The 21,085-nt window shown below is 72.2% G+C and carries 20 protein-coding genes; 6 read left to right on the plus strand and 14 right to left on the minus strand.

All coding sequences use genetic code 11. From position 1 onward, the window contains the following. Nucleotides 1–18: 18 nt before the first annotated feature. The 3 genes from LUU90_RS09715 to LUU90_RS09725 all read right to left on the minus strand — a co-directional run bounded on the left by LUU90_RS09715 (nucleotide 19) and on the right by LUU90_RS09725 (nucleotide 2,168). Nucleotides 19–1,077 carry a 3-isopropylmalate dehydrogenase gene (locus LUU90_RS09715; protein ID WP_275003176.1) on the minus strand — a complete coding sequence of 353 codons (1,059 nt, stop codon included), beginning with the start codon at nucleotides 1,075–1,077 and terminating at the stop codon, nucleotides 19–21. Between the two features lie 104 nt (nucleotides 1,078–1,181). Continuing rightward, nucleotides 1,182–1,754 (minus strand): pyridoxamine 5'-phosphate oxidase family protein, encoded by a 573-nt coding sequence (locus LUU90_RS09720; protein ID WP_275003177.1) that lies wholly within the window; start codon nucleotides 1,752–1,754, stop codon nucleotides 1,182–1,184. A 15-nt stretch (nucleotides 1,755–1,769) separates the two neighbouring features. Continuing rightward, nucleotides 1,770–2,168 (minus strand): VOC family protein, encoded by a 399-nt coding sequence (locus LUU90_RS09725; protein ID WP_275003178.1) that lies wholly within the window; start codon nucleotides 2,166–2,168, stop codon nucleotides 1,770–1,772. An 81-nt stretch (nucleotides 2,169–2,249) separates the two neighbouring features. Here LUU90_RS09725 and LUU90_RS09730 point away from each other — a divergent pair, with 81 nt between their 5' ends. Further along, nucleotides 2,250–2,783, plus strand: a complete 534-nt coding sequence (locus tag LUU90_RS09730; protein ID WP_275003179.1) for a pyridoxamine 5'-phosphate oxidase family protein — start codon at nucleotides 2,250–2,252, stop codon at nucleotides 2,781–2,783. An 82-nt stretch (nucleotides 2,784–2,865) separates the two neighbouring features. Further along, on the plus strand, nucleotides 2,866–3,585 hold the full coding sequence (locus tag LUU90_RS09735; protein ID WP_275003180.1) for an SAM-dependent methyltransferase: 720 nt from the start codon (nucleotides 2,866–2,868) through the stop codon (nucleotides 3,583–3,585). Between the two features lie 93 nt (nucleotides 3,586–3,678). Here LUU90_RS09735 and LUU90_RS09740 read toward each other — a convergent pair whose 3' ends face one another. Next, on the minus strand, nucleotides 3,679–4,305 hold the full coding sequence (locus LUU90_RS09740) for an ASCH domain-containing protein (protein WP_275003181.1): 627 nt from the start codon (nucleotides 4,303–4,305) through the stop codon (nucleotides 3,679–3,681). A gap of 200 nt (nucleotides 4,306–4,505) precedes the next feature. Here LUU90_RS09740 and LUU90_RS09745 point away from each other — a divergent pair, with 200 nt between their 5' ends. From LUU90_RS09745 to LUU90_RS09760, 4 genes are all read left to right on the plus strand, one after another. Further along, entirely contained in the window at nucleotides 4,506–5,756 is a 1,251-nt protein-coding gene (locus LUU90_RS09745; protein WP_275003182.1) for a quaternary amine ABC transporter ATP-binding protein, read from the plus strand. Further along, nucleotides 5,749–6,666 (plus strand): ABC transporter permease, encoded by a 918-nt coding sequence (locus LUU90_RS09750; RefSeq protein WP_275003183.1) that lies wholly within the window; start codon nucleotides 5,749–5,751, stop codon nucleotides 6,664–6,666. Before LUU90_RS09745 ends, LUU90_RS09750 begins: the two co-directional genes overlap by 8 nt. A gap of 83 nt (nucleotides 6,667–6,749) precedes the next feature. Then, complete coding sequence (locus LUU90_RS09755) at nucleotides 6,750–7,655, plus strand: glycine betaine ABC transporter substrate-binding protein (RefSeq protein WP_275003184.1); 906 nt, start codon at nucleotides 6,750–6,752, stop codon at nucleotides 7,653–7,655. A 123-nt stretch (nucleotides 7,656–7,778) separates the two neighbouring features. Further along, nucleotides 7,779–8,798 (plus strand): DMT family transporter, encoded by a 1,020-nt coding sequence (locus LUU90_RS09760; protein WP_275003185.1) that lies wholly within the window; start codon nucleotides 7,779–7,781, stop codon nucleotides 8,796–8,798. A 120-nt stretch (nucleotides 8,799–8,918) separates the two neighbouring features. Here LUU90_RS09760 and ilvC read toward each other — a convergent pair whose 3' ends face one another. From ilvC to LUU90_RS09810, 10 genes are all read right to left on the minus strand, one after another. After that, nucleotides 8,919–9,947 carry a ketol-acid reductoisomerase gene (gene ilvC / locus LUU90_RS09765; RefSeq protein WP_275003186.1) on the minus strand — a complete coding sequence of 343 codons (1,029 nt, stop codon included), beginning with the start codon at nucleotides 9,945–9,947 and terminating at the stop codon, nucleotides 8,919–8,921. 50 nt (nucleotides 9,948–9,997) lie between these two features. After that, nucleotides 9,998–10,522 (minus strand): acetolactate synthase small subunit, encoded by a 525-nt coding sequence (gene ilvN / locus LUU90_RS09770; RefSeq protein ID WP_116676587.1) that lies wholly within the window; start codon nucleotides 10,520–10,522, stop codon nucleotides 9,998–10,000. Nucleotides 10,523–10,538: 16 nt separating this feature from the next. Then, entirely contained in the window at nucleotides 10,539–12,419 is a 1,881-nt protein-coding gene (locus tag LUU90_RS09775) for an acetolactate synthase large subunit (protein ID WP_275003187.1), read from the minus strand. 291 nt (nucleotides 12,420–12,710) lie between these two features. Beyond that, nucleotides 12,711–13,472 (minus strand): hypothetical protein, encoded by a 762-nt coding sequence (locus LUU90_RS09780; protein WP_275003188.1) that lies wholly within the window; start codon nucleotides 13,470–13,472, stop codon nucleotides 12,711–12,713. Next, nucleotides 13,469–14,962 (minus strand): ABC transporter ATP-binding protein, encoded by a 1,494-nt coding sequence (locus tag LUU90_RS09785; protein WP_275003240.1) that lies wholly within the window; start codon nucleotides 14,960–14,962, stop codon nucleotides 13,469–13,471. Before LUU90_RS09785 ends, LUU90_RS09780 begins: the two co-directional genes overlap by 4 nt. A 47-nt stretch (nucleotides 14,963–15,009) precedes the next feature. Further along, complete coding sequence (locus LUU90_RS09790; protein ID WP_275003189.1) at nucleotides 15,010–15,984, minus strand: NAD-dependent epimerase/dehydratase family protein; 975 nt, start codon at nucleotides 15,982–15,984, stop codon at nucleotides 15,010–15,012. Next, nucleotides 15,981–17,699, minus strand: a complete 1,719-nt coding sequence (locus tag LUU90_RS09795; protein WP_275003190.1) for a class I adenylate-forming enzyme family protein — start codon at nucleotides 17,697–17,699, stop codon at nucleotides 15,981–15,983. Before LUU90_RS09795 ends, LUU90_RS09790 begins: the two co-directional genes overlap by 4 nt. Next, nucleotides 17,696–19,018, minus strand: coding sequence for a cytochrome P450 (locus LUU90_RS09800; RefSeq protein WP_275003191.1), 1,323 nt, complete (start codon nucleotides 19,016–19,018; stop codon nucleotides 17,696–17,698). Before LUU90_RS09800 ends, LUU90_RS09795 begins: the two co-directional genes overlap by 4 nt. Continuing rightward, nucleotides 19,015–19,809 carry a glycosyltransferase gene (locus LUU90_RS09805; protein WP_275003192.1) on the minus strand — a complete coding sequence of 265 codons (795 nt, stop codon included), beginning with the start codon at nucleotides 19,807–19,809 and terminating at the stop codon, nucleotides 19,015–19,017. Before LUU90_RS09805 ends, LUU90_RS09800 begins: the two co-directional genes overlap by 4 nt. Beyond that, nucleotides 19,806–21,029 carry a 3-oxoacyl-ACP synthase III family protein gene (locus tag LUU90_RS09810; protein ID WP_275003193.1) on the minus strand — a complete coding sequence of 408 codons (1,224 nt, stop codon included), beginning with the start codon at nucleotides 21,027–21,029 and terminating at the stop codon, nucleotides 19,806–19,808. The genes LUU90_RS09805 and LUU90_RS09810 overlap by 4 nt, the downstream gene beginning before the upstream one ends. Between the last annotated feature and the right edge of the window lie 56 nt (nucleotides 21,030–21,085).

Consider the following 21,085-nt stretch of genomic DNA (forward strand, 5'->3'; position numbering starts at 1 on the left):
CGCCGTCGTGCAGCGGGCTTACTCGGTCACGCGGGCCGCGATGTCGCGGCCTACCTGGTCGGTGGTACGTACGACGTCGCCGCGCGACGCGAGGTCCGCGGCGACGGCGTCGTGGACCTTCGCGGACTCCGCCGCGAAGCCCAGGTGGTCCAGCAGGAGGGCGACCGAGAGGATGGTCGCCGTCGGGTCGGCCTTGCCCTGGCCCGCGATGTCGGGGGCAGAACCGTGCACCGGCTCGAACATCGACGGGGCCGTGCGGTCCGGGTTGATGTTGGCCGACGCCGCCAGGCCGATGCCGCCGCTGATCGCGGCGGCCTGGTCGGTGAGGATGTCACCGAAGAGGTTGTCCGTCACGATCACGTCGAACCGGCTCGGATTGGTCGTGAGGTAGATGGTGGCCGCGTCCACGTGCGCGTAGTCGGTGGTGACGTCGGGGAACTCGGCGTTCACCTGCTCGACCGTGCGGCGCCACAGGTGACCCGCGTGCACCAGCACGTTGTGCTTGTGCACGAGCGTGAGGTGCTTGCGCGGCCGGGCGGCGGCGCGGGCGAACGCGTCGCGGACCACGCGCTCGACGCCGAACGCGGTGTTGACGCTGACCTCGGTGGCGATCTCGTGCGGCGTGCCGACGCGCAGGGCGCCGCCGTTGCCGACGTACGGGCCCTCGGTGCCCTCGCGGACCACGACGAAGTCGATCTCGCCCGGGTCGGCCAGCGGGCTGGAGACACCCTGGTAGAGCTTGGTCGGGCGCAGGTTCACGTAGTGGTCCAGCGCGAAGCGCAGCTTGAGCAGCAGGCCGCGCTCGAGCACGCCGCTCGGGACCGACGGGTCGCCGATGGCGCCCAGCAGGATCGCGTCGTGGCCCTTGATCTTCTCGAGGTCCTCGTCGGTGAGGGTCTCGCCGGTCTCGTGCCAGCGGCGCGCACCGAGATCGAACTCGGTGGTGGAGAGCTTGGTGCCCGACGGCGCCAGCGCCGCCTCGAGGACCGAGAGGCCCTGCTCCACGACCTCGGTACCGATGCCGTCACCTGCGACCACTGCGAGGTCGATACCCTCTGTCCTACCCACCTGTGCCATGTCCGGAGCCTACGCGCGCGACCGGCTGAATGAGACGCGGGTCTCACGGAATGGACGCACCGGTGTCCCGGTCGGACGGCCGTCGACCGGGCCGTGTGTGCGCGTCAGCCGAACGTCCAGGACGTCGCTCCGCCCGGGTCCCGCACCAGCACGGCGTTGGCCTTCGTGGGGGTCACACGGTAGACGTGCCACGGGGCGGGGCCCGCCGACGGGGCGCTGTACGGGGCGGTGAGCGCCGTTCCGGACGGGTCCGGCTCGCACGGCCAGCCGCCCTCGTTGAGCGTCGCGGACACCTTCGCCACCACCGCCGGGTCCGTGACCAGCTCAGCCCTGCCGTCCACGACGGTGTCGTGGTCGGTGGTCGCGACCGCGATGGTGCACCGCGGATCACGTTCGAGGTTCCTGGCCTTGCGTACCGAACGCCCGGACACCACCCAGTACGCGTCGTCGAACCAGATCGCCCCGATCCCGGTGACGTGCGGGCTGCCGTCCTCGTTGATCGTGGTGAGCCAGTGGGAGTGCCGGTCCGGTCCCCCGGTACCCGGCGCCTGCGTCAGTCCGTCCAGGCCCGCCGCCACCGCTCCCCAGTCGAGGGGCGGGAGGTCGTAGAGGCCCGCGAGGTTCTTCGTGCTCGTCGTCTCCATGACCTGTGGACGACGACGCCCACCGGAACTCATCGCCGGACCCTGCCGCTACTGCTCCCTGGCCGAGAGCACGCAGAACTCGTTGCCGTCCGGGTCCGTCAGGACGGTCCAGGGCGCGTCGGCAGGCTGCCCGACGTCGATCACCGTCGCCCCCAGCTCCACCAGCCGGGCGATCTCCGCGTCCCGGTCGTCGCTCGTGTGCGGCGCGAAGTCCCAGTGCAGGCGGTTCTTGCCCACCTTCTCGTGCTCCACCGGGACGAACACCATGCCCGGCGGCACCTGGTGGAAGTCCAGCTTCTCCGAGAGCTCGGCCGCCCACGACGGCACCAGCACGGACTCCTCGTCCGTCTCGAAGATGACGTGCCAGCCCAGGGCCTCGGCCCACCAACGGGCCAGCTTCTTGTGGTCGGTCGACTCGACCACCGTCGAGTACCAGCGCAGCGCCATCGCGATCACCTCGTGTCAGCAGGGGCGGCCCGTGGGTCCGGGCCGATGCTGACACGGTAGGACGGGACACTGACACCTGCGATGAGTTCGCGGTTCGCCACCGGTCCACCCGGCATGGAAACCAGTGCTAGAACCAGTGCTACGGAACCCCGGGACGTCGCACGTCGCGTCATCGACGACAACCACTTCATGGTCCTCGGCACCGTCCAGCCGGACGGCGCGCCCCGCGTCTCGCCCGTCTACTACAGCCACGCCGGCTATCGGGACTTCTACTGGATCTCGTCGCCCCGCGCCCAGCACTCGCGCAACGTCGCCGCGCGGCCGCGGGTCGAGATCGTGATCTTCAACTCGCGGGTCGACCCCGGCCCCGAGGTCGCCGCCGTCTACCTCGGTGCCACCGCAGCCCAGGTCCCGGACACGGAGCTGGTCCCAGCGGTCGACGCCGCGTTCTCCTCCGTCCGGCCGGGAGCGCGCGCGTACGGCGTGGACGAGCTCAGCGGCGCCGCCGAGCTGCGGCTGTACCGGGCGTCCGTGACCAGCACCGAGATCCACGTACGCGGGAGCGACCCCGAGCGCGGGACCGGCGTCGACCGACGCCTGGCCGTGGACGGCTGAGACCCGGGAGAGCACCACCAACCCGACCGGGCCGCGCGAAAAGCCTTGGCCGGGACCCGCCGCGCCACCGGACAATCGCCCGATGACCGTCGCCGACGAGGACCTCCGCCCGTACTTCCAGGCCGCAAGGACCGGGCTCACCTTCAACTCGCCCCTCGGCGAGCAACGGGTCGCCGCGCTGATCGACCGCGTCCAGCCCCTGAGCGCGAGCTCACGCGCCCTCGACCTCGGCTGCGGCACCGGCGAGCTGTTGCTCCGCCTCTGTGCGCAGCACGGCCTCGGGGGCGACGGGGTCGACAACCAGGCAACCGATGTCACCACCGCCCGGCGTACCGCCGCCGACCGTGGCCTCGCCGGGCAGGTCACCTTCCACACCGCGGACGCGACCGTCTGGGACCGCCCGGCGGACATCGTCGTCAACATCGGCGCGAGCCACATCTGGGGCGAGGGCCCGGCGCCCGCGCTGGCTGCACTGCACCGGCTGACCAACCCGTTCGGCACGCTGCTGTTCGGCGAAGGCGTCTACGAGACCAAGCCTGATGCCGCTGTCCGCGAGGGCTTCGGGGACCTGCCCGATCTCGCCGGCCTGGTCCGGATCGCGACCGACGCGGGGTTCCGGGTGCTGCACGCCGCGACGTCCACGCAGGGCGAGTGGGACGACTTCGAGTCGGACTGGCGGGCCGGCATCGAGCGGCTGGCCACGCCGGGCGCCCGTGCCTTCGCCGACCGGCGGCGCGAGGAGTACCTGGACGGCTACCGGGGCGTGGTGGGCTTCGCCTGGCTGGTACTCACTCCGGCCTGAGCCCTGGCACGCACCGGGCGGGGACCCGCGCCCGGTCCGCGCGGCTCACGGTTCGGGTGGACCAGGCCGCGCGGGGCAGTGAGAGCAAGCAGCTCAGGACCGCGGGTAGAGCAGCTCGAACCGCTCGCACACGACGGGCATGTCCGTGGAGAACTCCCGGCCCTCCGGCAGGTTCCGGCGGAAGTACGCCTCGTGCCCCGTGCGCCACGACTCCAGCGTGCGGTCGTCCTCACCCTCCGCGGCCGCGAAGTCCTCGTCCACCGCGTCGAACGTCACGGTCTCGACGCTCGTGGTGCGGATCAGGGCGCGCGGGTGGTTCTCGCCGTCCAGCAGGATCGACAGCTCACCGACGACCGGCAGCGGCGCGCCCTCGTCGTCGTAGTCCCACAGAGCCGACGACGTCGCCGTCTTGTCGCCCGCGAGCACCGCGTCCAGCAGCCGCTCGGCCAGCTCCGGCTCGTCGCCGAACGACCAGGCCTGCGGCGGCACTGTCTCGCTGACGGTCTGGCCCACCACGATGCTGGCCTTCGCCATGCCCGCGTACTGGCGGGTGGCCGCCCAGAAGTCCAGGACCTCGGCCGCGAGCTCCGAGTCCTCGGCAGAGACCGCCTCAGGGTCGAAGGTCGCGGGGTCGAACGTCGCGGGGTCGAAGGACTCCGCCCCCTCGGCGTCGGTCGGCTCGTTGTCGTCCGCTGCCTGCGGGTTCACGTCGTGGGTCACGGGGACATCCTGCCCTAACCGCCGCCCCCGGGACGAGGGCAGATCGGGCACGGCGGGTGCTGAACGATCCGGTAACGAAAACTTACTCAGTTTGCATGTGCGAGTCAGACCATGATCTGGTAAACGGCGGTCCACGCCCCCAGGGGTGTGTCTCAAGTTTCTACCCCAGCCCACAGATTCCGCCAAGAAGAGGGGGCTCCGTGCCAGCTATCGAGGCACACCACCTGTACAAGGTGTTCGGCCGCAAAGGCCGCGAAGGCGTCAAGCGTCTCCAAGCCGGTGCCGACACCACCGAACTGAAGAAGGCGGGCCTGACCCCCGCCGTCATCGACGCGTCGTTCACCGTCGAAGAAGGCGAGATCTTCGTCGTCATGGGCCTCTCCGGGTCCGGCAAGTCGACGCTGATCCGCATGATCAACGGGCTCCACCCCCCGACCGCCGGCCACGTGAAGCTGCACGGCGAGAACATCACCGCCGCCACCGGCAAGGATCTGCGCCGCCTCCGCCGCGAGCGGATCAGCATGGTGTTCCAGCACTTCGCGCTGTTCCCGCACCGCTCGGTCATCGACAACGCCGCATACGGCCTCGAGACCCAGGGCGTCGCCAAGGAGGAACGCCGCAGGCGCGCCCACGAGGCGCTCGAGCTGTGCGGCCTGACCGGCTGGGACGAGCACCTGCCCAGCGAGCTGTCCGGCGGCATGCAGCAGCGCGTCGGCCTGGCCCGCGCACTCGCCGCCGACACCGACATCCTGCTCATGGACGAGGCGTTCAGCGCCCTCGACCCGCTCATCCGGCGCGACATGCAGGACCAGCTCATCGAGCTGCAGCAGAAGCTCGGCAAGACGATCCTGTTCATCACCCACGACCTCAACGAGGCCATGCGCATCGGCGACCGCATCGCCATGATGCGCAACGGGCGGATCGTCCAGATCGGCACCGCCGAGGAGATCCTCACCGACCCCGCCAACGACTACGTCGCCCAGTTCGTCGCCGACGTCGACCGCACCCGGGTACTGACCGCGGCGTCCGTCATGGAACCGCCCGTCGCCGTCCTCGGGGCCGAGCAAGGACCACGCACCGCGCACAAGCTGATGCGCGAGCACCAGATCTCGGCCCTGTTCGTCACCGGACGCGACCGCTCCCTGAAGGGGTACGTCACCGAGGACGAGGTCGGCAAGCACCTGGAGCAGAAGGACATCACCAGCCTCCTGAAGCCGGTGCCCGACGTCGCCCGCGTCACCCCCGACACCTCGCTCGCCGACCTGTTCGGCCCCGCCGCCGAGACCCCGGCGATCGCCGTGGTCGACGACGCCGGCCGGCTCAGCGGCGTCATCCCGCGCATCACGCTGCTCTCGGCGCTCGCGGCGTACGCCGAGGCCGACTCGGAGATCGAGACGGCGGCAGCCGCCGAACCCCTGACCGACCAGACGAAGGAGGCAGTCCGTGGTTGAGCACGCCGCTCCCCTGACGATCGTGCCGCCGCTGCCGATCGGCGACCTGCTGGAGACCGGCTTCGAGTGGTTCAAGGACACGTTCGACGCGTTCTTCGACGTCGTCGGCGACATCGTCACGGGTGCGATCGACGGGATCGCCGCGGTGCTGCTGGCTCCGGACCCGCTGGTTCTCGCCGTGATCTTCGCGCTGCTCGCCTGGCTCGTCCGAGACTGGAAGCTCGGGATCGGCACCCTGGTCGGCATGGTCCTGATCATCGGGATGGGCATGTGGGACCCGGCCATGGACACCCTGGCCCTGGTGGTGGTCGCCACCCTGGTCGCACTGGTCATCGGCGTCCCGCTGGGCATTCTCGCGGCGCGCTCCGCGGTCGTCAGCCGCATCCTCCGGCCCGTCATGGACTTCTTGCAGACCATGCCCGGCTTCGTCTGGCTGGTCCCCGTGGTCAAGCTGTTCAGCATCGGCGTGGCCGGAGCGATGGTCGCCACGGTGATCTTCGCGCTGGCTCCGGCCGTCCGGCTCACCGAGCTCGGCATCCGTCAGGTCGACGGCGAGGTGGTCGAGGCCGGTCAGGCCTTCGGCGCCGGACCACGACAGATCCTGAAGGACATCCAGCTTCCGCTGGCGATGCCGACGGTGATGGCCGGTGTCAACCAGGTGATCATGCTGTCGCTCTCGATGGCCGTGATCGGCGGCCTCGTGGGTGCCGGAGGCCTCGGCAACGAGGTGGTCAGCGGCATCTCGACGCTCAACCTCGCGCTCGGCTTCGACGCCGGCATCTCCGTGGTGATCCTGGCGATCTTCCTGGACCGGCTCACCGCGTCGATCGGCTCACGCCGGCCGGGCCACGGCCGGCTCCGTGAGCTTCGGGAGCGGTTCACCCGCACCCCCGCCACGAGCGCGGCCTGACCGGCCCGTTCTCCGCGGACCAACAACTTCCTCACCCGACGATTCCATACACGACGATGCACATACGAAACGGAAGGACACCGATGATCGGCACGACCGGCAAGCGGATCGGAGTCGCCACGGCGGCTCTCACCCTGACCCTCGGCATGACCGCCTGCGCCTCGGAAGACGGCGGCAGCGGCGGCAGCGACGGCGGCGACAAGACCATCACGATGGGCATCATCCCCTCGTGGACGGACGGCCTGAGCACCGCCTACCTCTGGAAGAACATTCTCGAGGAGGAGGGCTACACGGTCGAGATCGAGGAGATCAACGACGCCGCGCCCCTGTACACCGGGCTCGCCGAGGGCGACATCGACGTGTACCCGTCCGCATGGCCCGAGGTCACGCACAAGTCCTACATGGACGAGTACGGCGACGACATCGAGGACCTCGGTGCCTACTACGACGCCGCCAAGCTGACCATGGCCGTCCCGGAGGACTCGCCGCTCACGTCGATCGAGGACCTCGTCGGCAAGTCGGCCGACTACGACGGCAAGATCGTCGGCATCGAGGCGGGCGCAGGCCTCACCAAGGCCGTCCAGGAGCAGGTCATCCCGCAGTACGGCCTGGACGAGGACGGCTGGGAGCTCCAGACGTCCTCGACGCCGGCCATGCTGAACGCCCTCGAGGAGGCGGTGGACGCCAAGGAGGACATCGTCGTCACGCTGTGGCGTCCCTTCTGGGCGAACAACGAGTTCCCCGTCCGCGACCTCGAGGACCCCAAGGGTGCGCTCGGCGAGGCCGAGGGCCTGCACGAGCTCGCGACCACGGGCTTCAGCGAGGAGTTTCCCGACGTCGCCGAGATGATGTCGAAGGCCAAGCTGGACGACGAGCAGTACGGCACCCTCGAGGACCAGGTCGTCAACGAGAACCCGGACGACCCGGCCGCCGGTGTCGAGGCCTGGATCGCGGACAACCAGGACTGGGTCGACTCCCTCAAGTCCTGATCTGCCGCCGTTGCACCGGGCACGGCGCCCCGCTCTCCGACCGGAGGGCGGGGCGCCGCTCTGTGACCAGACAGACAGCCCGGCACTGCTGCCCCGGGCAAGCGACGTTCCTAGACTCGACACGTGCCCCACGACGTCTCGCTCGACCACCCCGCTCCTGCTGCCGACACCGCCCCTGCCGGCGACACCGCCCGGCCGGCCGCTCGCCCCGGCAACCGCGCAGCCGCTGGTGTCGTCCTCGCCGTGGTCGGCGGAGCCGGGATCGCCGTGCAGAGTCGCGTCAACGGCTCCCTGGCGGACCATGTCGGCAGCGGCTACCTCGCGGCGGTCGTGTCCTTCGGGTCAGGGCTGATCCTGCTGACCCTGGCCCTGCTGGTCTCCCGGCGCAGCCGGGCCGGTATGCGCCGGGTGCTCGCCGCCCTGCGCGACGGCGGCCTGCGTCCCTGGCAGGTCCTTGGTGGCGCCGCCGGCGGATTCTTCGTCGCGACCCAGGGCCTCACCGTCGGGGTGCTGGGCGTCGCGACCTTCATCGTCGCCTTCGTCACCGGCCAGTCCGTCGGTTCGGTCGTCATCGACCGGCTCGGCCTCGGACCGGGCGGAGTCCGGCTCGTGACGTTTCCGCGGGCCGTCGGCCCGGTGCTGACCGTGGCCGCCGTCGCCATCGCGATGTCGGGGGGTCTCGGGTCGCCGTCTGCCCTGCTGCTGGCAGTGCTCCCGCTGGTGGCGGGCATCGGGTCAGCCTGGCAGCAGGCGGTCAACGGGCACGTGCGCGCCGCCGCCGGCGACGTGCTCGCCGCCACTCTCGTGAACTTCGTGGTGGGCACCGTGGTGCTGGCGGCCGCCCTCGGTGTGTCGCTCCTGGCCGAGGGGCTACCCGACGGCGCCTTCCCGGCGGATCCCCTGCTGTACACCGGCGGGATCATCGGCATCGCGTTCATCGCGCTGTCCGCGGCAGTCGTGCACAGGATCGGGGTGCTGCTGCTCAGCCTGGGCATGATCGCCGGACAGATCGTCACGGCGCTGGTGCTCGACGCGGTGGCGCCGGGCGCCACGCCGCCGGGGGTCGCCACCTACGTGGGCGCTGCCCTGACGCTGGTCGGCGTGGCGGTGCCGCTCCTCGCGGAGCGGCGCCGCCACGCCTGACGCGGCGCTACCTCGTCAGCGCGCCGCTACGCCTCAACGAGCGGCAGAGCCCCTGGTGCTGTCGGGTCGGGAAGCACTCTGCTCGACAGCGCCAAGGGCTCGTCCCTCGCCCCTGGCTCGTCAGCGCGCCGCGCTTCCCTCGACGTAGTCCGAGTCCGACGGCTTGATCCACGAGAACATCTTGCGCAGCTCGCGGCCCGTCGTCTCGATCGGGTGCTGCTCGCCCTTGGCGCGCAGCTCCTTGAACTCGGGGGCGCCCGCGTCCTGGTCGGCGATGAACCGCTCCGCGAAGGCGCCGTTCTGGATGTCGGCCAGCACCGCCTTCATGTTCTCCTTCACGCTCGGGTCGATGACCCGCGGGCCGGAGACGTAGTCGCCGTACTCGGCGGTGTCCGAGACCGACCAGCGCTGCTTGGCGATGCCGCCCTCGACCATGAGGTCGACGATCAGCTTGAGCTCGTGCAGCACCTCGAAGTACGCGACCTCCGGCTGGTAGCCGGCCTCGGTCAGCGTCTCGAACCCGTACTGGACCAGCTGCGAGGCGCCACCGCACAGCACGGCCTGCTCACCGAACAGGTCGGTCTCGGTCTCCTCGGTGAACGTCGTCTTGATACCGCCGGCGCGCAGGCCGCCGATGCCCTTGGCGTACGAGAGGGCGAGGTCCCAGGCGGAGCCGGACGCGTCCTGCTCCACCGCGACGATCACGGGCACGCCGCGGCCGTCGGCGAACTCGCGACGCACGATGTGGCCCGGGCCCTTGGGGGCGACCATGAGCACGTCGTGGCCGGCCTCGGGCTTGATGTAGCCGTAGCGGATGTTGAAGCCGTGCCCGAAGACGAGCGCGGCGCCCTCCTTGAGGTTCGGCGCGATGTCCTCCGCGTACACGTGCCGCTGCACCTGGTCGGGGGCCAGGATGACGACGACGTCGGCATCCCGGACGGCGTCGGGCACGGTGGCGATCGCGAGACCCTCGTTCTCGGCCTTCTCGCGGGACGCGGAGCCCTCGCGCAGGCCGACGGTCACCTGCGCACCGGAGTCGCGCAGGTTCAGGGCGTGCGCGTGGCCCTGGCTGCCGTAGCCGATCACAGCAACCTTCTTCTGCTGGATGATCGACAGGTCGGCGTCATCGTCGTAGAACAGCTCAGCCACGGTTCTTGCTCCTCAATTGATCTTCTCGGGTGGAAAGTAAGTCAGTAGGTTCACGCGGACCGGACGGCGCGCTCGAAGGCGCGGTCGGTGATGGATCGGGCACCCCGGCCGATGGCCAGGGTCCCGGACTTGACGATCTCACGGACGCCGTACGGTTCCAGCGCCGCGAGCAGCGAGTCGAGCTTCGCGGCGGGTCCGGTGGCCTCGATGACCACGGACTCCGGCACGACGTCGACGACGCGCGCCCGGAACATCTCGACGACTTCCAGCACCCCGGTCCGGGTGGCGGCGTCGGCCCGCACCTTGACGAGCAGGAGCTCGCGGTGCACTGACGACTCGGGTTCGAGCTCGACGATCTTGATCACGTGGATGAGCTTGTTGAGCTGCTTCGTGACCTGTTCCAGGGGGTGCTCCTCGACGTCGACCACCACGGTGATGCGCGAGATCTCCTCGTGCTCCGTGGGGCCCACCGCCAGGGAGTGGATGTTGAACGCGCGACGGGCGAACAGTCCGGCGACGCGCGTGAGCACGCCGGGCTTGTTCTCCACGAGCACGGACAGGGTGTGCCTCGACATGGGATTCAGTCCTCGCTCAGTCTTCTCGGTCCCACGCCGGCGAGATGCCGCGTGCGTACTGGATGTCATCGTTGCTCACGCCGGCGGCGACCATGGGCCACACCATCGCGTCCCGCGAGACGGTGAAGTCCACGACCACCGGCCGGTCGTCGATCTCGTTGGCCCGCTTGATCGCGGCGTCGACCTCGGAGGCGTGCTCCACGCGGATGCCCTCGCAGCCGTACGCGTCGGCGAGCTTCACGAAGTCGGGGATGCGCCGGGTCCCGTGACCGGTGTGCAGGTCGGTGTTGGAGTAGCGCGACTCGTAGAAGAGCGTCTGCCACTGCCGCACCATGCCCAGCGAGCTGTTGTTGATCACGGCCACCTTGATGGGGATGTCGTTGATCGCACAGGTCGCGAGCTCCTGGTTGGTCATCTGGAAGCAGCCGTCGCCGTCGATCGCCCAGACGGTCCGGTCCGGCTGGCCGACCTTCGCGCCCATCGCCGCGGGCACCGAGTAGCCCATCGTGCCGAGGCCGCCGGAGTTGATCCAGGTGTTCGGCCGCTCGTAGCTGATGAACTGCGCCGCCCACATCTGGTGCTGGCCGACACCCGCGACGTAGATCCCGTCGGGCCCGGTCATCTCGCCGAGGCGCTGGATCACGTGCTGCGGCGAGAGGTGCCCGTCCTCCGGCTGCGTGTAGCCGCGGGGGTACGTGCGGCGCCACTCGTCGAGCTGGTGCCACCAGCCCTCGACGTCCGGCTTGCCGTGGGCCTCGTGCTCCCTGGCCAGCTCGGGCAGCAGGTCTCCGATGACCTCGCGGAGGTCGCCCACGATCGGCACGTCGGCCTCGCGGTTCTTGCCGATCTCGGCGGGGTCGATGTCCGCGTGGATGATCGCGGCGAGCGGCGCGAAGCTCGACAGCTTGCCCGTGACGCGGTCGTCGAACCGGGCGCCGAGCGCGAAGACCAGGTCCGCCTTCTGCAGCGCCGCGACGGCGGGCACGGTGCCGTGCATGCCGGGCATGCCCAGGTGCTGCGGGTGGCTGTCCGGCACCGCGCCACGGGCCATCAGCGTCGTCACGACGGGCGCCCCGGACAGGTCGACGAGCTGGCGCAGCAGGTCCGCCGCGCCGGACCGGATCACGCCGCCGCCCACGTACAGCACCGGGCGCTTCGCCGTGGCCAGCAGCTTCGCGGCCTCGCGGATCTGCTTCGAGTGCGGCTTGGTCACCGGGTGGTAGCCGGGCAGCTGCAGGTCCTGCGGCCACGAGAACGTGGTGCGGGACTGCATGGCCGACTTGGAGATGTCCACGAGCACCGGGCCCGGGCGCCCCGTGGAGGCGATGTGGAAGGCCTCCGCGATGGTGCGCGGGATGTCGGCGGGGTCCGTGACCAGGAAGTTGTGCTTCGTGATCGGCAGGGTGATGCCGACGATGTCGGCCTCCTGGAACGCGTCGGTCCCGATCGACGAGGACGCCACCTGACCGGTGATCGCCACGAGCGGGATCGAGTCCATGTGCGCGTCGGCGATGGGCGTCACCAGGTTCGTCGCGCCGGGGCCCGACGTCGCCATGGTCACCCCGACCCTGCCGGTCGCGTGGGCGTAGCCCGACGCCGCGTGTCCACCGCCCTGCTCGTGTCGCACGAGGATGTGCCGGAGCTTGGCGGAGTCCATCAGCGGGTCGTAGAGGGGCAGGATCGCGCCGCCCGGGATGCCGAAGACGGTGTCGACACCGACCTCCTCGAGCGAGCGGACGATGGACTGCGCGCCCGTGACGTCCTCCGGCCCGACGCGAGGCGTGGCGGCCTCGGGCTCGGTCCTGCCGCTTACCACGCGAGACCGAAGCTCGGTGCGCACCTGGTCACGCGCCTCGGCGCGCGCGGCGATCTGTGCGGGTGTCGGTGTGCCGGTCATACGGATCTCCTGCCGTCGCGCCCCGTCCTGGGGCGAAAGCGAGCGTTCGTGACAACAAAAAAACCCCGGGTCCTTGGTGAGCAAGGACTGCCAGGGTGAGCGCGCGGACGATGCCTGTGCTGGGCTTAGGCCGCGCGCTCAGGAAGTACTACAAGAATGATCGTCTGCACGTGACGCACGTTACGCCGAATCTGCGGCGATGTCACCCAGCGGGCCGAAGGTCCCACGATCCGAGACACGGAGGGCCTCCAGCCGCAGGATCCCGGGCCTGCCGAGCAGACCCGCACGCGATCAGCGGACGTCCCGGCGCCGGAACACGACCCAGCCCAGGACGGTCAGCAGCACGGTGACGCCCAGCAGCAGGAGCGCGCCGTGCACGAGCGGGACCGCCAGGAGGCCGTCGCCGAACAGGACGGTCCGCGTGCCGCGGACCCACCAGTCCGCGTTCGCGGCCAAGAGCCACTCCCCGCCTGTGGAGGCCGTGCTCAGCGCCGTCTCCTCGATGAGGAGCCACACCACGACGAGCGGGACCGCGACCCACCAGCGCCGCACCAGCACGCCGAGCGCCGCACCGCCGGCCGCCGCACAGGCAGCGAGCGCGAGCACCCGCACGCCGCTCCACGTCAGCGCGAGAGCCAGGTCCGGCGCCGGGGCGCCGAGCATCCCCGAGCGTGCGTGCACCCCGTACATCCCGAGGGCCAGCAGCGTGTACGCCGCCGCAACCCCCGGCAGGACCGCCAGCGCGGCGGCCGCCACCTTGCTCCAGTACACACGGCTGCGACGGGGCTCGACGGTCAGGACTGCCCGCGTGCCGCCCGCCGCCGCGTCCCCCGTCACCAGCAGCACGCCCGCGACGTAGGCCAGGAACACCGAGGCCAGCGCGTAGAACGAGATGTGGCCCTGTTCCAGCATGCCGGCGAGCGTCGACGCGCCGGCCTCGAACGCCGTCAGCGCGACCGCCAGGGCAACGTGCGCCAGCATGCCCGCGGCGATCCAGCGGATCGCGGGCCGCACGCCGAACCGCCGCAGCTCCGCCCACAGCAGCCCTGTCATCGTGTCCCCTCGGTGCGGTGCGGCTTCTGGGTGTCCGCGCCTGGTTTCTGGGTTCCCGGGCTCGGTTTCTGGGCTCCTGGGCTCGGCTTCGGGGTGCCCCGCTTGGGGGCGGCCGGCTTGGGTGCACCGGGCTTCCCGGTGTCCGGCTTGTGCTTCTGGAGGTCCGGCTTCGGGGTGTTCGGCTTCCCGGAGCCCGCCTTCGGCTTCTGGGCATCGGGCTTGGGGGCATCCAGCTTTGTGGCGTCCGGCTTTGTGGCGTCCGGCTTTGTGGCATCCGGCTTTGTGGCATCCGGCTTCGAGCTGCTCGCCTTCTTGGCGGCCCTCTCGTCCAGGGCCGCCTGCCTCGCCGCTGCCTTCTCGTCAGCGGCGACCTGCCTCGCCGCCGCCCTCTCATCGGCGGCGGCCTGCTTCACCGCCGCCTTCTCAGCCCGCTCCGCGTCGGCGGCCGCCTGCCTCGCCGCCGCTTCCTTGGCGGCCTTGCGCTGATCGGCCGCCTTCCTGCGCTCCGCGGCCTGCCGCTCGGCGGCCTTGCGAGCGGCCCTCTCCTCCGCGCGGCTCGGGACCTCGGGGGTCGGCGGCACGACAGGCCGCAGCCGGCCCACGACGGCGGCCAGGTCCTCGCGCTGCGGCGCCAGCTCGCTGACGAACAGCTTCTGCTTCGCGAGCGCCCGGGAGATGTCCGACGGTTCGGCGACGCCGTCGACGTGCAGCGTGTCGCCGTCGGCCCGGACCTTGAACCCGGCGGCGCGCAGTGCCGTTGCGGCCTTTCCCGGCTCGTCGAGCCGCACCCGGACACTGACCTCGGCGTCACCGAGGAGGTCGGCGACGACGCCCTGGGCGAGCACCCGGCCGCCGTCGAGCACGGTCACCGTGTCCGCGATCTGCTGGGCCTCCGTGAGGACGCCGGTGGCCAGGAGGACGGTCTTCCCCTGGTCGGCGAGGCGCCGCAGGGCCTCCCGGATCTCACGGGTGCCGACGGCGTCGAGCCCCGCGCTCGGCTCGTCGACGACGAGCAGGTCGGGATCGCGCAGGAGCGCCGCGGCGAGCGCCAGTCGGCGTCCCTCGTCGGCCGAGTAGGTGCCGTAGGCCGCCCGGGCGCGGTCGGTGAGGAGTACGCGGGCGAGCACCTCGTCGATCCTGGCGCGCGGCACCCCCGCCGCGCCCGCGAGGAGTGCCAGGTTCCGGCGGCCGCTCAGGGGAGCCTGGAACCCGGGTTCGCCGACGACGGCGCCGATGCGGCCGGCGAGGTCGGGCAAGCCGTCCGGCACGGGGGTGCCGAAGATCTTGATGGCACCCCCGTCCGCGTGCGCCAGGCCGGTGAGGAGGCGGAGCACGGTGGTCCTTCCGGATCCGGGGAGGCCGAGCAGCGCGTGGATCCCGCCGGCCGGTACGCGGAGGTCGAGCCCTTCGACGCCCACGACGCGGCCCCGCACCGAGCGGTACGCCTTGCGCAGGCCGAGCGTCTCGACCGCGGTGTCGCTCCCTGGCATCACCCGCACAGGGTAGGGCATTCCGGGCAAGTCACCTTCGGTCGTGGCTACCAGCTCATCGCACCGTGCAGCGACGTCGGCGCCGGGTCGACGCCGAGGCGCTCACGCAGGACCGTGAGGTCGTAGGTGCGCTCCATCGCGAGGTGACTGATGGCGTACCGCGACAGGCGCGGCTCACGACCGGTCCAACGGGACACCTTCTCGCCCGCCCAGGCCAGGGCGTTCGCCAGCCGGATGGGGATGCCGACCACCTGCACCGGCCGGAACCTGGCGAACATGAGCATCTCGAGCGTCTCGTTCAGGTCGACGGGCCGGGCGTCGGCGACGTTGGCCACGAGCGGCAGGCCGGCGGCGGTCTCGGGCGCGACGTCGGCGTCCAGCGCCGCTCGTACCGCCTGGACGAGGGTGTCGACGTGCGTGAGGTGCTGACGCACCTTCCCGCCACCGGGGAGCGGCAGCCAGGCACCGAACGCGGCCGACTCCAGGCGCGGCAGCAGCGTGGTGTCACCGGGACCGTAGACCGCGTGCGGCCGTAGGACGATGACGGGACCCCGGTCCTCGCGCGCGGCGTCGGCCGTCAGGTACCGCTCGGCGGCCGCTTTGGTGGAGCCGTAGGCGTTGACGTAGCCGCGCACGGGCGCCTCCGACTCGGTCACCGCCACGCTCGGGGTGCGGGGGTCGTACACGCTGCCCGAGGACACGTGCACGAACCGGGCCTCGGGGAACGTCTCGCGTACCGCACGGGTGCCCTCGACGTTGACCACCCAGGCGCGGGCGTGGCTGCCGCCGTCGGCCACCGCGGCACCGCAGTGCACGACGGCGTCGATGTCCTCCGGGCGGTCCTCCTTGGCCAGCGGCCCGTCCCGGAGGTCCCAGAACTGGTGCGAGACCAGGTGGAGGACGTCGCCGGGCAGGCGTGGGACCCGACGCGAGAACGCGATCACCTCATGCCCGCGCGCCGCCAGGTCGCGGACCACTGCACCACCAACAAAACCAGACGAACCGGTCACCGCCACCCTCATGCGCGCACTGTACCCGTCACGGGTGAAACCAAGCTGACCAGCGCACGACGATCAGGTTTCCGGGATCGGCCCGCGAGCGGCAGGTGGGACGCCTCGACCACCAGGTCGGGCAGTGCGCCGTGGTCCACGACCCGCGCCACCTGGTCCCCGACCGACCGGGTCAGCTCCGTGCCGGTCCGGATCTCCGGGGTCCCGGTGTGCGGGTCGCGCGAGCTGTGCGAGTCACCGGCCTCGGCGGTCACCACGAGCACCACCCGCTCGTCACCGTCGGGCACGGGGACACCGACCATGACCGCGTCCGCCACACCCGGCAGGTCCCGCAGCCGGGGCTCGAACAGACCCGGGTAGATGTTCACGGTCCCGCGGATGATCATGTCCCGGTTGCGGCCGACCAGCACGATCCGCCCCTCGGCGTCCCGGTACGCGAGGTCGCCGGTCCGGTGCTCGACGGCCCGCGGCCGGCCGGCGTCGAGGTCGGACAGGTAGCCGGCCATCAGGGACGGTCCGGTCAGCACGAGCTCGCCGACCATTCGTTCGCCGTCCGCGCCGGAGGCGACCTCTGGATCCGAGGCGGCCTCCGGGTCGATCCGCACCCCTATCCCGTCGAGCGGGCGCCCGACGAGGTCGCCCTCCGCGGCGGTCGCGATCTTCTCGTCCGCGTCGGTCACCGCCGCCGGCAGGATCTCGGTGGCGCCGTAGACCGCGAGCCAGCGGGTGCCCGGCAGGACGCGGCGGCCACGCTCGAGCAGCGCCACGGTGACGGGCGCGGCGCCGACCGCGAGCACAGCCGGACCCTCGGCCGGCCCGACGCCGCCCGCTCGGCCCTGCGCCTCCAGGGCGTCGAGCAGCGCGGTCACGTCGGCGGGCACCAGGAACGAGGAGTCGGCCCCCGCGACGCCCCGCGCGAACGCCTCCGGCGCGTCCTTGGGCGCCTTCGCCGGGATCTCCCACGTGCCCCCGGCCATGATCGCCGGCAGCCCCAGGAACATCTGGTCCGTGTGCGCCCGCTGCGCCGGCCCCAGGTCGCCGACTCGCGCGAACAGGTCAAGCATCCCGCCGAGCGTGCGGCCGGTGTGCACCACCGCCTTCGGGTCCGACGTCGTACCGGACGTGAAGACGACCAGTGCCTCCCGGTCCGCCTCCCCCGTCACGGGGCCGGGAGCGCCCGCACCGGTCGGCGACGCCGACGCCCGACCCGTCCCCGGCGCCACCCGGCCCAGGCTCGTCACCCGGCGCGCACCCCGCGGCACCCCCGGGAGCCACGCCCCGGTGTACAGGTGCCGCACGAGCAGCCGCCCGTAGTCGGGGAGCAACAGGCCGCGCGAGCGCGCGATCCCCCGCAGCGGCCCCGACGACGCCGCGTGCAGCAGCGCCTCCGTCGCAGCCCAGCGCGGCTTCGCCGCCGCGATCCGCGCCGCGAACAGCTCCGGCGTCGAACCGGGGTCCACGAACACGACGGCGCCACCCGCTCGCAGGACCGCCAGGCACAGGATCACCCCCTCCGGCCGGGGCCGGATGCTGAAGAGCACGCGGTCGCCCGGCTCCATGCCCTGCGCTCGCAGTCCGGATGCCGTCCGCTCCACCCGCTCGGCCAGGCTGCCGAACGTGACCTCCTCGCGCACGCGTCCGCCGTCGCGGCCGCCCAACCAGCGGAGCGCGACGACGCCGGGCACGCTCCGTGCGACGTCGAGCAGATCGTCCACGAAGTGCGTCACGACGCCACCCGCGCAGGCGACGGGACGAGGACCCGCTCCGCATCCCGCAGCCGGAGCTCCAGCGAGCGGTACGCGGGGACCAGCACACCGCGCGCGGCCCGGCGCCGTCCCACGACCGGGACACGCCCGTCGGACGCCGCTGCCGCGAGCGCGTCGAGCACCGCGTCCACCTGCGCCATCGCGAGCGGCATGCCGAGGCAGAAGTGCGGGCCCGCGCCGAACCAGAGGTGCCGCACGGCGGGGTCGACCGGCCGGTCGGGGTCGAAGCCGCCGCCCGCCCGGCAGCAGTTCACCGTGGCGATCACCACCCGGTCCCCCGCGGCGACCGGCACCCCGCCGACCGCCGTGCGGGCTCGCACCGAGCGCAGCATCGCGGGGGTCGGCACGGTGACGCGCAGCCCCTCCTCGACGGCACGACGCCGCAGCTGGGCGTCGTCCGCCAGCAGGCGCGCCGTCCATCCGGTGTCGTGCGCGATGGCCACGAGGCGGGGCACGAACGACTGGATGGTCTCCGTCCCCGTGAGCACGAACGCCCCGACGGCACCCATCGCCTCACGCTCGGACAGTCCCAGGTCGCGCATCCGGCCGGGAACCGTCGCTGGGTCGCCGGCGCGGTACGCGACACGGGCGGGCGCGGTCAGCCGCTCCAGCACGGTCCGTGCCTGCGCCACCTGGGACCGGGTCAGGCCGTGCCGGTGCAGGCGCACCATCCCGGTGATCGTCTGGGCGGCGGCCATGGAGGAGCGCACCGCCTCGTCCGTCGGCGGCAGCCCGACCATCCCGCAGATCACCGCGCCGGCCTGTGCGCCGACCACCGCCGCCAGGTCGACGGTCTCCCCCGCCGCGAGCCGCCGCGTGAGGTCCGGCAGCACGCCCGCGCCGCCGTCGTCCGCCCCCACGAGCTCGCGGACCGCACGGGGCGTGAACAGCGGCCCGAGCGCCCGCCGCAGGGCGGCGTGCTCGGCGCCCTCCATGTTGAGCAGCACCGACGGCCCCAGCACCGGCGTCCAAAGGTCCGACGGCGCCCCCGGGCCCACCTTCGAGAAGTGGTCGAGGTCGAGCAGCACCTCGCGGGCGAGGGCCGCGTCGCTCACCACGACGCCGATGCGCGGCACCCGGACCACCGGCCGGTTCCGCGCGGACCGCAGTGCCGGGTAGGCCAGAGGATGCGCCGCACGCTGCACCCGCTCCTCCCAGACTTTCTCAGCCGTTGCCCCGCTCAGCCCTCGCGCACCGGCGCCTGGCACACTTTTCCGGGCGGACGGCGGGGCGTCGCTCGCCGCGGCCCGGGGCGTGGGCGTCGGCAGCGCGGCGCTCATCGGATGTCCACGACCTCTGGTCGGTACCGATGGTCGGCGTACCAGCCGAGCGTCCGCACGAGCCCCCAGGCGTGCACCCGGCGCGTCGAGGCGCGCACCCACACCGCACGGTGCTCGCCGTACCGCGTCGTCAGGCGCCGTACCGCGTTGACCAGGGCACGGTCCTCGTGCAGGTCCTCGATCCGGGTGCGCGGGAACCCGCCCGCCCGCTCGTACAGGGAGGCGGTGATCGCCATGTTGCAGCCGGGCGTCATGACGTACGGCCCGAGGTACCCCTCGTCCTGGTTCCCGGGCCGGACCTTGCCGAACGTGCTCGACGCCCACAGCGCGAACGACAGCACGCCCTGCTGGAACCGCGACACCGGCAGGTCGTCGTCGCGCGGGACGAGCCGCCCCGCGACGAGCTCGTCGCCCGACGTGAAGGCCGCCCGGACAGCACTGGTCCACGTCGGCGGGGGCAGGCAGTCGGCGTCCGTGCGAGCCAGCAGCTCGGCCCCGAGGCCGATGGCGGCGCGCATCCCCGTGTCCGCGGCGGCGCCGGTCCCCTTCTGGTCCTCGGTGACGAGGTGCCAGCGCGGCCGCCCCCAGTTCGCTATCGCCTTGCGCACGACGTCGGGTGTGCCGTCGGTGGACCCGTTGTCCACGACCACCAGGTCGAAGTCGTCGTCCTCCTGGGCGTGCAGCGCCTCGAGCGTGCGGAGGATCCCGTGCTCGTGCGCCTCGTTCAGCGCGGGCACGACGACGGCGAGGCGGGGGCGACCCGACTGCGGGCCGAGCTGTTCGCCGCTCACCACCGGACCACCATCGCGCCCATGCTGACGCCGCCCGCGAGACCGAGCAGCAGCACGACGTCGCCACGCCGCAGGCGGCCGGACTCCAGCGCCGTGTCGAGCTGCAGCGGAAGCGTCGCCGAGGCGATGTTGCCGTGGTCGGCCACGGTGACGATCGTGCGGTCGGCCGGCACGCCGAGCGTCCGGTGCACGTCCGCGAGGTACGCGACCGCCACCTGGTGCACCGCGACGAGCGCGACGTCGTCCATGGTCACGCCCGCCGCGGCCAGGGCCTGCTCCACGGGCGCCGACCCGAAGGCGTCGAACGCCGCACGCAGCCGCGACCCGTCGATCTCGAAGTAGCTCCGCTCCGGGTCGCGCGGGTTCACCGTGCCGCCGCCCGGCAGCATGCCGACGTCCCAGTGCTGCGACTCGGCGGCGAACACCGACGAGAGAATGCCCGACAGCCGGCCGGCGGGCTCGACCAGCTCCGCGAGCTCCGCGACGAGGTCGTCCTCGAAGCCGTCGGCGCGCCCGTGCGCACCGGGTCCGCCGAAGCGGGGTGCGCTCCCGACAGCGGCCGCGCTCCCGGCGCCGGTCGCCTCGACGAGCACCGCCGCACCGGCGTCGGACATCGTGTAGCCGGCCGCGGACATCGCGTACGTGCGGCGGTCCGGCACGTCCCACCGCACGCCGCGGGTGGGCATCTCCCCGCACGCGACGAGCACGCGGCGGTACCGGCCGGTGCCGATCAGCGCCTCGGCGACCTCTATGCCGTTGAGCACGGAGTTGCAGGCGTTCTTGACGTCCATCACCGGCGCGCGGACGCCGAGCTTGGCCGCGGTGATGTGGCTGGTCGCGGGCTCGATCATGTCCTGGGTCGCCGACGCGAAGATCAGCAGGTCGACGTCCTGCGGGCCCAGGCCCGCACGGTCCAGGACGGTGCGGGAGGCGGCGACGGCGAGGTCGGAGGCCTGCTGGTCGTCGTCCGCCACGTGGACGCGGCGCACGCCCGTCAGGCGCGACACCATCGGCAGGCGCGGTGCGACCTTCGGGTTCCTGCGGTGCAGCTCGCGCTCGGCCTCGGCCACGTCCCGGGTGCGCTCGGGCAGGTGCACGGCGACGCCGGCGATGCGGGCGACCGGGCGCGGGCGCTGCCGCGGCGCCTGCCGGGGCGCAGCAGAGGGTTCGACGGGTCGGGCGGGTGCCGGGTTCAGCACGGCGGCCGGTTCGGGGAGCACCCGGCAAAGGTTATGGCACCCCTATAACGCGCAGGTGACGGCTAGACGTTTCAACG

Origin of the sequence: Promicromonospora iranensis, assembly GCF_028994775.1 — a bacterium.
GTDB lineage: Bacteria > Actinomycetota > Actinomycetes > Actinomycetales > Cellulomonadaceae > Promicromonospora > Promicromonospora iranensis_A.